The 728-nt window shown below is 72.1% G+C and carries 1 protein-coding gene; it reads left to right on the top strand.

What is annotated here, in order from left to right; genetic code table 11:
* Nucleotides 1-728 (top strand): glycine--tRNA ligase (glyS, locus tag D3D02_RS18185; protein ID WP_121571321.1); only part of this gene is annotated, 728 nt, incomplete at both ends.

Raw genomic sequence — 728 nt, 5'->3', positions numbered from 1 at the left:
CGCACTCAAGCGGAACGTCGAGGACGCGTGGCGCGACCGGTTCACCATCCGCGAGGGGAACCGCGAGATCGAGGCGCCGACGGTGATGCCCGAGGCCGTCTTCGAGGCCTCCGGCCACCTGGAGGGGTTCGACGACATGCTCGTCGAGTGCCCCGAGTGCGGCGAGTCCCACCGCGCCGACCACCTCGTCGAGGACGCCACCGACGTCGAGGACGCCGAGGCGCTCCCCGGCGAGGAGGTCGCCGAGCTGATCGCCGATAACGGCATCGCCTGCCCGGCCTGCGGCACCGAGCTCGCCGGCCAGCCGGTCGAGGCGTTCAACCTCATGTTCGCGACCGACATCGACCCCGGCGACGCCCAGCCCGGCTACCTCCGCCCGGAGACGGCGCAGGGGATCTTCGTCGAGTTCCCGCGGCTGAAGGAGTACGCCCGCGGGAACCTCCCGTTCGGCATCACCCAGACTGGCCCCGCCTACCGCAACGAGATCTCGCCGCGCGGCGGGCTCCTCCGCCTCCGCGAGTTCACGCAGGCCGAGCTCGAGCAGTTCATCGACCCCGAGGCAGACGAGCCGCCGCTCGACCGCGTCCGCGACGTGGAGGTCCGGCTGTACCCGGCAAGCGAGCAGGAGGCGGACGACGGCGACTACCTCGACACGACGGTCGGCGAGGCGGTCGACGAGGGCGTCATCGGCTCCCCGTGGGTCGGCTACTACCTCGGCGTCGCCCAGG

Source organism: Halobellus sp. Atlit-38R (assembly GCF_003665925.1).
In the GTDB taxonomy this organism is placed as follows: Archaea; Halobacteriota; Halobacteria; order Halobacteriales; family Haloferacaceae; genus Haloquadratum; species Haloquadratum inordinatus.
The sequence above is the reverse complement of the archived record's forward strand: the minus strand, read 5'-3'. Positions and strand labels throughout refer to the sequence as shown.